This window comes from Pseudoflavonifractor sp. An184, assembly GCF_002160305.1.
GTDB lineage: Bacteria > Bacillota > Clostridia > Oscillospirales > Oscillospiraceae > Lawsonibacter > Lawsonibacter pullicola.
The window spans coordinates 49,940-59,484 of the sequence record NZ_NFKI01000019.1; the positions used below are offsets into that span (position 1 = coordinate 49,940).

Annotated in this window: 7 protein-coding genes and 1 pseudogene; 7 read left to right on the forward strand and 1 reads right to left on the reverse strand. The window is 61.7% G+C overall.

All coding sequences use genetic code 11. From position 1 onward, the window contains the following. Positions 1–177: 177 nt before the first annotated feature. From recG to B5F19_RS08320, 5 genes and pseudogenes are all read left to right on the forward strand, one after another. A pseudogene (gene recG / locus B5F19_RS08305) lies at positions 178–2,274 on the forward strand (ATP-dependent DNA helicase RecG); the annotation flags it as partial. A 29-nt stretch (positions 2,275–2,303) separates the two neighbouring features. Then, the gene (locus B5F19_RS08310; RefSeq protein WP_087289634.1) at positions 2,304–2,699 is read left to right on the forward strand and encodes a C-GCAxxG-C-C family protein; all 396 of its coding nucleotides are present in this window, start codon (positions 2,304–2,306) and stop codon (positions 2,697–2,699) included. A gap of 354 nt (positions 2,700–3,053) precedes the next feature. Next, positions 3,054–4,103 (forward strand): A/G-specific adenine glycosylase, encoded by a 1,050-nt coding sequence (gene mutY / locus B5F19_RS08315; RefSeq protein WP_087289635.1) that lies wholly within the window; start codon positions 3,054–3,056, stop codon positions 4,101–4,103. Between the two features lie 598 nt (positions 4,104–4,701). Further along, positions 4,702–4,842, forward strand: coding sequence for a hypothetical protein (locus B5F19_RS17480; protein ID WP_162612547.1), 141 nt, complete (start codon positions 4,702–4,704; stop codon positions 4,840–4,842). A gap of 17 nt (positions 4,843–4,859) precedes the next feature. Continuing rightward, positions 4,860–5,735, forward strand: a complete 876-nt coding sequence (locus B5F19_RS08320) for a 4Fe-4S cluster-binding domain-containing protein (RefSeq protein WP_087289636.1) — start codon at positions 4,860–4,862, stop codon at positions 5,733–5,735. A gap of 557 nt (positions 5,736–6,292) precedes the next feature. Here B5F19_RS08320 and B5F19_RS08325 read toward each other — a convergent pair. After that, a complete protein-coding gene (locus B5F19_RS08325) occupies positions 6,293–7,321 on the reverse strand; it encodes a YeiH family protein (protein ID WP_087289637.1) in 1,029 nt (342 codons plus the stop codon). A 185-nt stretch (positions 7,322–7,506) separates the two neighbouring features. Between B5F19_RS08325 and B5F19_RS08330 the strand changes: the two genes are divergently transcribed. Both B5F19_RS08330 and nudC read left to right on the forward strand, forming a co-directional pair. Further along, complete coding sequence (locus B5F19_RS08330) at positions 7,507–8,475, forward strand: LysR family transcriptional regulator (protein WP_087289638.1); 969 nt, start codon at positions 7,507–7,509, stop codon at positions 8,473–8,475. After that, the gene (gene nudC, locus B5F19_RS08335) at positions 8,472–9,308 is read left to right on the forward strand and encodes an NAD(+) diphosphatase (protein WP_087289639.1); all 837 of its coding nucleotides are present in this window, start codon (positions 8,472–8,474) and stop codon (positions 9,306–9,308) included. Before B5F19_RS08330 ends, nudC begins: the two co-directional genes overlap by 4 nt. The last annotated feature ends 237 nt before the right edge of the window (positions 9,309–9,545 follow it).

A 9,545-nucleotide genomic window follows, 5' to 3' on the forward strand; every position in this document is an offset into this window, starting at 1 on the left:
TGAGCCCTGTGGGCTGGACTTCAGGATACCACATTCCGGGAGCGGTTTCAACTCTGCGGGGGAGTTCGACGCCTCCCGTCCCTTTACCATGAAAAAAACTTGTGCTACAATAGTGGCTGCTGAACAAACCGCAAAGCGGTTGATTCCCGCGGCACAGACGGCAGAGAGGAGGCGGAGCCCATGGAGATCACGCTGAATACCCCCCTCACGGAGTTTCCCGGCGTGGGCGAAGTGCGGGCCAAGAAGCTGGAGAAGCTTGGCCTGGTCCGGTGCGCCGACCTGATTTCCTACTTTCCAAGGGACTATGAGGACCGGCGGCAGGTGTACTCCATCCGCTCCGCTCCCCTGGGACAGAAGGTGTGCATCTCCGCCATGGCGGCGGAGCACCCCCGCCTCTCCCGCATCCGCAAGGGGCTGGACCTGGTGAAGCTGAAAGTGGTGGACCAGGCGGGGGCCCTGCACATCACCTTCTTCAACCAGGGCTATGTGGAGCGGGCCCTCCGGGCCGGAGAGGAATATATCTTTTACGGCGTGGTGGAGGAGCAGGGCAGCCGCCGCACCATGGTCAACCCCATCTTCGAGCGGGTGGGAAAGCAGAACTTCACCGGCTGCATCGTCCCCGTCTACCCCCTGACGGCGGGGATCACCAACCACCTGCTGTGCACCCTCACCCAGCAGGCGGTGGCCGCCTGTGCCCAGGATATGCCCGAGACCCTGCCCCGGGGGGTGCGGCTGGACCACGAGCTGGCCCAGGCAGAGTTCTCCTATCGGAACATCCACTTCCCAGAGTCCTTCCAGGCTCTGGAGCTGGCCCGGCGGCGGCTGACCTTCGAGGAGCTCTTCTACCTGTCCGCCGGTCTGGCCATGCTGAAGGGGCGGCGGGGAGACGTGCTGGGCTGCGCCATCCCGTCCCGGCCCATGGAGGAATTTCTCGCCCGCCTCCCCTTTCCCCTCACCGGGGCCCAGCGGCGGGTGATGGAGGAGATTTCAAGAGATATGGCCTCGGGCCGGCCCATGAACCGGCTGGTCCAGGGGGACGTGGGCTCCGGCAAGACGGTGGTGGCCGCCTATGCCGCCTGGCTGGCGGCGGGGGCGGGATACCAGTCCGCCCTCATGGCGCCCACGGAGGTACTGGCGGAGCAGCACTTCCGCTCCCTGTCCGCCCTGCTGGAGCCGGCGGGGGTGCGGGTGGGGCTGCTCACCGGCTCCATCACCCCGGCGGGCAAGAAAAAAGTCCGGCAGGCCCTGGCCGCCGGGGAGATCGACCTGATCATCGGCACCCACGCCCTCCTCTCCCAGGGGGTGGAGTTCGCCAAGCTGGGCCTGATGGTGGCCGACGAACAGCACCGGTTCGGAGTGGCCCAGCGGGCCGCCCTGGCCGCCAAGGGGGACTCCCCCCACGTGCTGGTCATGTCCGCCACCCCCATCCCCCGGACCCTGGCCCTTATCATCTACGGGGACCTGGACGTGTCCGTCATCGACGAGCTGCCTCCGGGCCGCACTCCGGTGGAGACCTATGTGGTGCGGGAGGACAAGCGGGCCCGGATGTACAACTTTGTCCGCCGCCTGGTGGGAGAGGGCCGGCAGGTCTACATCATCTGTCCCGCGGTGGAGGAAAATACAGAAGGCACAATGCAGAATGTGGAGTGGGAGGGGGACGGCCCCGCTCTCGATTTGAAGGCGGTGACCACCTACGCCAAAAAGCTCCAGACGGAGGTGTTCCCCGATCTGAGGGTGGACTTTCTCCACGGGAAGATGAAGCCCCGGGAGAAGGAGGCGGTGATGGCCGCCTTCGCCGCCGGGGAGACCCAGGTGCTGGTGTCCACCACCGTCATCGAGGTGGGGGTGGACGTGCCCAACGCCGCCCTCATCATTATTGAGAACGCGGAGCGCTTCGGCCTCAGCCAGCTCCACCAGCTCCGGGGCCGGGTGGGCCGGGGGAAGCACCAGTCCTACTGTGTGCTCATCACCAATACCCGCAGCGTGGAGGCCATGCAGCGGCTCAGGACCCTGGCCTCCACCGCCGACGGCTTCAAGATCTCCGAGGAGGATCTGAAACTCCGGGGGCCGGGGGACTTCTTCGGCAGCCGCCAGCACGGCCTGCCCCAGATGAAGCTGGCCGACCTGGCCGGGGACATGCGCCTGCTCAGCGAGGCCCAGGAGTCCGCCCGGCGGCTGCTGATGGCCGACCCCACCCTCTCCCAGCCGGAGAACCGGCCGGTGCTGGAGCGGGTGCGGACCCTGTTTGCTGACACGCCGGATATTTTTAACTGATGCCGATAAACCATGAGGAGGAATTTACCATGACTCGTTTGGAAGAAGTACAGTATTTGCGCACCGAACCGGACGGCCGCCACTACAACTGCGCCCAGTCCCTGCTGGTCCCCTTCGCTTCAGAGGTGGGGTTCACCAAGGAGCAGGCGGACGCCCTGGGGGCCAACTTTGGTGCCGGAATGAAGATGGGGTCCACCTGCGGCGTACTCACCAGCGCCCTGATGCTGCTGGGGATGAAGGGCTGCACCCCCCAGCAGGCCGCCCAGCTGGTCCAGCGCTTCCGGGAGAAGCACCAGGACACCAACTGCGCCGCCCTGCTCTCCAAGGCCAAGGAGGAGGGGATTCCCAGGAAGGCGCACTGCGACAGTCTGGTGCTGGAGATGGCCAAGATCCTGGACGAGGAGTTTTTCGCCCCGGAGCAGTAACAGTTCCGGAGGCTTCGCCGCTGGTTCCACAAATGCCAAAAGGGGAAGCCCCGCCGGGCTTCCCCTTTTGACTGTTTTGTGAGAAGGAAGGAATGGAAAATCGAGTCGCAAAGGTTATTCGCGAGGAGGCCGGTAAGAGCGGCTGCCGGTCAGCTCGTTAATTTTTTAACCTTTTGCTGGAACCAACTTTACCACCAAACACGCTAAAATACTATCCCCAAATTCATTATGAGCTGCATAAGTAAAAAGCTATAAAACTCTCAGTCTCCCTTGCCCCCGCTGCGGGGATGGGATATAATGAGGTTCCAAAGGCCGGACCCGAATCCGGCGAATGAATTGCACAAGGAGAACACTATGGACGAACTGGAACAGCTCCCCATTCCCCTGCTGGTGTGGTACCGGGAGAACGCCCGGGTGCTGCCCTGGCGGACCCACCCCACCCCCTACCGGGTGTGGGTGTCGGAGATCATGCTCCAGCAGACCCGGGTGGCGGCGGTTTTGGACTACTACCGCCGCTTTCTGGAGTCGGCTCCCACGGTGGCTGATTTGGCTGCGCTGCCGGAGGACGCTCTGATGAAGCTGTGGCAGGGGCTGGGCTATTACAGCCGGGCCCGGAACCTGCAGAAGGCGGCCCGGCAGATCATGGAGCAGTTCGGCGGGGTATTTCCAAACACTTATGAGGACATCCGCTCCCTGGCGGGTGTGGGGGACTACACCGCTGGGGCCATCGCCTCCATTGCCTTCGGCATTCCGGTGCCGGCGGTGGATGGGAATGTGCTGCGGGTGGCGGCCCGGATCACCGGGGACAGCGGGGACATCACCTCTCCCGCCATGAAGAAGAAGGTGACCGCCGCCCTCCAGGCGGTCATTCCCGCAGGGGAGCCGGGGAACTTCAACCAGGCCATGATGGAGCTGGGGGCCACCGTCTGCCTGCCCAACGGCGCGCCCCAGTGTGACAAGTGCCCGGCGGCCTCCTTCTGCCGGGCCCTCGTGGAGGACCGCATCGGGGAGCTGCCGGTGAAGGCCCCCAAGAAGGCGCGCCGCATGGAGGAGCGCCGGGTGTATCTGATTTTCTCCGACGACGGCGTGGCCCTGCGGCGGCGGCCGGGAAAGGGCCTGCTGGCCGGGCTTTGGGAGTACCCCAACGAGCTGGCCGGGGAGGAGACGATTCCCGACGCCCTGGGGCTGTCTCCGGCGGATTTGGAGCTGGTGGGGACGGGCAGGCACATCTTCACCCACATTGAGTGGCGCATGACCGCCTATACCGCCCGGACGGAGGGGCTGGCCCTTCCGGAGGGCTGGGTGTGGGCGGACCGGGAGGCCCTGGCCCGGGAGTACGCTGTGCCCAATGCCTTTCAGGCATTCTCGGAGTATGTCAAAGGGAAGCTGGGGTATTTTTCTTAGGGGGGATTTCGCCGCCCCGGCGGCGAGTGACTTTCTCAGTGATGAGAAAGTCACCAAAGAATCACCGGGGGACGCCGCAGAGGCGAACTTCGTTCGCCAATGACGGCTTTCCCCCGGACCCCCATTACGGGAGAGCTTTTCTGAAAAATGTTGCAGCATTTTCGGCGCGCAAAATCTGAGTGGCGTTTATCAGTTCAATCCGGCCCACTGGGGCCTGGGGTTGCAAAAATTGCCGTTGTTGCGGTTCCGCAACTGCGCCTGGCTTTGCCGAACCAACACCCCTGCTCCATTTCATGCCGTAGGGGCGACCCTTGCGGTCGCCCGAAAGCCTTCCCCTGGGGGAAGGTGGTCCAGTACGCACACTGGACCGGATGAGGGGAACGCCTCTGATTATGCCGCTGTTTCGTTCTGCCCGTAGGGGCGGCACACCGGGCCGCCCGTCCGGCCCTCCCCTAGATAAATGGAAGGCACCCCAGTGCGTACACTGAGGCGGATGAAGGGGCAGGGTCCCATGCCCGGTCTCCTCTGCGGTGCGAATTGTACGGCCCAGCCAAGACCGGACTTCTATGGTAAATACAATTGAGAGGCGGGAATTATTATGGATGCGGAAGATAGAGAAATCATAGCGACTGCGAAACAGTATCTGAAAACCCATAAAGTGGAACTCATTTTAATAGGATTAGGGGCCATTGCCGGCGCAGGAATTGGGTATCACTGGTGGCTGATTGATTTTATTTGACAAAGGAGAGATAGAAAATGCTCTGCAATCTCTGTCCCCGGCGATGCAATGCCCTGCGCACAGATATGGTGGGCGAGGGCTATTGCCGCATGCCCGCCGCGCCGGTGGCGGCCCGGGCCGCCCTCCACATGTGGGAGGAGCCCCCCATCTCCGGCGCCCGTGGGTCCGGGACCATCTTCTTCTCCGGCTGCTCCCTGGGGTGTGTGTTCTGTCAGAATGAGAAGATCAGCCATCAGGACTTCGGCAGGCCGGTCACGGTGGAGCGCCTGCGGGAGATCTGCCTGGAGCTCGTCGCCCAGGGGGCCCATAACATCAACTTTGTCAACCCCACCCACTACGCCCATGTGGTGCGCCAGGTACTGGAGGAGCCCCTCCCGGTGCCGGCGGTGTGGAACTCCGGGGGCTACGACCGGGTGGAGACCCTGAGGGCCCTGGAGGGCCGGGTGTCCATCTACCTCCCGGATTTCAAGTACCTGGACCCAAAGACGGCGGAGCGCTACTCCGCCGCCCCGGACTATCCCCAGGCGGCCCGGGCCGCCATTCGGGAGATGGTCCGGCAGACAGGCCCCTGCCGGTTTGACGAGAGCGGCCTGCTCCTCCAGGGGACGGTGATCCGCCACCTGATCCTCCCGGGGCAGGTGAACCAGGCCAAGGCGGTCATGGACTGGGTTTCCGAGGAATTTCCCCGGGGAACCGTGCTCTTCTCCCTCATGAGCCAGTACACCCCCTGGGGCGATCTGTCCCGCACCCCGGAGCTGAACCGCCGCCTGCGCCGGGGGGAGATGGAGAGCGCCATCGCCTACATGCAGAATCTGGGGCTGCCCGGCTTCTGTCAGGAGCGGACCAGCGCCAGGGAGGAGTACACCCCTCCCTTTGATCTCACAGGCCTGTAAATTGGGCGGTTGGACAAAATCTGTTCACAAACCCGGGAACTGTTTGCAAAAAGTTCATAGGCCCGTCACGAAATTGCCTTAATTATCGGTTACTATATCATCGTACCCAGTAATCATACATATCTCCCATTTCTCCCTCTCCTTTACAACACATACAACACACAGGCAAAAGGCTCCGATTTTCTCGGAGCCTTTTGCCGCAGTTTGTCGAAAAACCTGCGCAGAATAAAATCGGCCCGAGTCAAGGCGGGGGAGCTCGAGGGGGCAGCCGCCCGCCTCGAATGGGATCAAATGCCCCGGAAGCCTTGCTGTGCAAGGATTCCGGCAAGCGAAGCGCGGACTTTTACGCCGCTGTGCGGCGCAAAAGTAACGGCATTTTTTCAGGCTGTCGAAAAAGTTCCTGGACTTTTTTGACAGCCTGAAGGCAAAAGGCTCCGATTTTCTCGGAGCCTTTTGCCGTTTTCCAATGAAGAAGTCAAGTCCATGGTCCTCTCTGTCTTTACGGAGAAAAATTTTCCGTGGCAACGGGCGAGAGAGGACGGTGCAGCCGCTGGAAATTACCAGATTCCAAGCGCATGCTGCATCCCCAAACTGACCGCCGCGATAGCCAGCCAGCAGCACAGTCCCATAAAGATCGGTTTGCCGCCGGTACGGATCAGCTTCACCAAATCAGTGTTCAGGCCGATGGCCCCCATGGCCATGATGATAAAAAACTTGGACAGCTCTTTGAATGGCTGGAACGCGGAGGCGGCCACGCCGGCGGAGGTTGCCGCAGTGGTAATCACCGAGGCCAGGACAAAGAAAAGGATAAAGAAGGGAAAGACCTTTTTCAGGGAGAAGCTGCTCTCCTGAGTCCCTCCGGTCCGTTTGACTTTGGCGGTCCGCCAGACGGCCAGAACCAGCGTAATTGGGATGATGGCCAGAGTGCGGGTGAGCTTCACAATGGTAGCTTGATCCAGGGTGTTGGCTCCGGGGTGCATGCCGTCCCAGGCGGACGCGGCGGCGGTAACAGAGGAGGTGTCGTTCACGGCCGTGCCGGCAAACAAGCCGAAGCCCTCGTTGGACAGGCCCAAAACTCCGCCCAGGGTGGGGAAGATAAGGGCGGCGAGAATGTTAAACAGGAAGATCACGGAGATCGACTGGGCAATCTCCTCGTCGCCGGCGCGGATCACTGGGGCTGTGGCGGCGATGGCGGAGCCGCCGCAGATGGAGGAGCCCACGCCGATCAGGGTAGAGATGTTGGCGGGCATGTTCAGTAGCTTGTAAAGCACAAAGGAGACAATCAAAGAGGTGGAAATCGTTGAGACGATAATGGGCAGTGAGACGGCCCCTACCTTGGCGATCTCGGACAGATTCAGCCCAAAGCCCAGCAGAATCACTGCATATTGCAGGATTTTTTTGGAGGTGTAGGCGATGCCTGCCTGCGTACGTGCTTTGCTGCGGTAGAACATGGTCACTACCATGCCGGCTAAAATGGCGAACACCGGTCCGCCTACGATGGGGAAGGCTTTTCCCAGCATCCAGCAGGGGACCGCCAGCGCCAGACAGAGCAGCAGGCCGGGGCCCAATTGTTTGATCTTTGTCATTCGGAATCGCTCCTTTTCCAATCAGTGGCACCACTATACTCCAAAATTTTCATCATGTAAAATTATACTTCTTTATATTTTAATAAGTTTATATTATAATAGAAATATGAAAACCGCTTGTGGCGTATCCCCACAGGGGGAAGAGCGCCGGCAAGCAGGATAACGCATGAAAAGGGGTGGGACTTATGCTGGATGTTCGTGTGGAGACCTTCCTTACAGTCTGCCGGACGATGAACTATACCAGGGCGGCGGAGCAGCTCCACATCACCCAGCCCGCGGTGTCGCAGCACATCCGCGCTCTGGAGGAGCGGTACGGCGCCACGCTGTTCCGCAGTCAGGGGAAGCGACTTCTGCTTACGGAGAGCGGGCAGCTTTTGTTCCGCACTGCCGCCGCCATGCACCACGACGCCCTCCGGCTGAGAGAAGCGATCCGGAAGGAGAACGCCCGCCGCCATCTGCGCTTTGGCGCCACCCTGACCATTGGGGAGTACATCATGCCTGCTCCTCTGCTCCGGCTGCTGGAGCGGGAACCGGACATTCAGCTGTACATGCTTACCTCCAACACCCGGGAGCTGCTGAAGCTGCTGGACCAGGGGGAACTGGACTTTGCCATTGTGGAGGGCTATTTTGACAAGCAGGCTTACGACAGTCTGGTCTACTGCACCCAGCGGTATTTCCCTGTGTGCGCGCCCGAACACGCCTTCGTCCGTCCGGTCCGCCGGCTGGAGGACCTGCTGGAGGAGCGTCTGCTGGTGCGAGAACCGGGGTCGGGCACCCGAAACGTACTGGAGCGGGCGCTGGAGGTGCGGAACCTGGGGGTTCGGAACTTCCGGCGCGTTACGGAGCTGGGCAGTTTAAATCTCATTAAGTCTCTGGTCTGCGCCGGAGCGGGGATTTCCTTCTTCTACCAGCCTGTGGTGCAGAGAGAGCTGGAGTCCGGGCGGCTGCGGGAGATCCCTCTGGAGGACTGTTCCATTGATCACGACTTCACCTTCCTGTGGCGGCGGGGCAGCCTCTTTGCGGCAGACTACCGGGCGATTTGTTTTCTGCTGCGTCAGGGACTCCCTTTTCCACCGGAAGCGGTTGACAGCGGCGGGGAAAACCTCCATAATGGGGACAGAATATTTTCAGAGAGAAAGAAGGAGTCCCTGTGATTCAGGATATTGCGCCCCACCGCTATGACAACGCCTATCATCCCAGACCGCCTAAGGCCGGGGACCGGGTCTTTTTTTACCAGGACACCATTACGCTTCTGAATGGCGCCACTGGTCTGCCCTTCCTGTGGGAGGAGGCGGAGGCGCTGGCGGATCTGTCTCAGCTTCCCCTTACTTATCTGTTTGCCATTGACGACGTGGCTTTTCACTGGTGTCATGTGGTCCCCCAGGCGGTTTTGGAGGCCGCCGTCCCGGCGAAAAACGGCGGGTTCCGGGACATGGAGCCCGGCTGGCTGGCCTTCGCCTGTATCACCGCCAGCCAGCTCCACGGCTGGTACCACGACCATCAGTTCTGCGGCCGGTGCGGCTTCCCCGCCCAGCCGGACAAGGTGGAGCGGGCCATGCGCTGTCCCGCCTGCGGCAATCTGGTCTATCCCACCATCTCCCCGGCGGTGATTGTGGCGGTGACCCATGGGAACCGGCTGCTGCTCACCAAGTACTCCCGGCCCGGGGCCACCCGGAACTACGCTCTGATCGCGGGCTTTGCGGAGATCGGCGAGCCGCTGGAGGACACGGTGCGCCGGGAGGTCATGGAGGAAGTGGGCCTGCCGGTGAAGAACATCCGCTTCTATAAGAGCCAGCCCTGGAGCTTCTCCAGCAGCCTTCTGTCCGGCTTCTACTGCGACCTGGATACCGACGACGAGACGGTCACCCTCCAGGAGGACGAGCTGGGTGAGGGCACCTGGTTCGACCGGGAGAACCTGCCCCAGGGCGGGTCGGCCATCTCCCTCACCCACGAGATGATCGAGCGCTTCCGCCAGGGCCCCGTGTAACCTACTTTCTTTGAAAAAGAAAGTAGGCAAAGAAATTTCCTGCGAAACTGCGTTTCGCCTCTGTGTTTTAAGGGACAGGTCTAAGACCTGTCCCTTCAGCTTGTCAAAAAACCTCTGTTGAGATAAAGCCGCTCAAGTTGGGGCGGGGGAGCTCGAGGGGGCGGCAGCCCGCCTCGAGTGGGATCAAATGCCCTGAACACCTTGCAGAGCAAGGCGTTCAGCGAGCGCAGCGAGGAC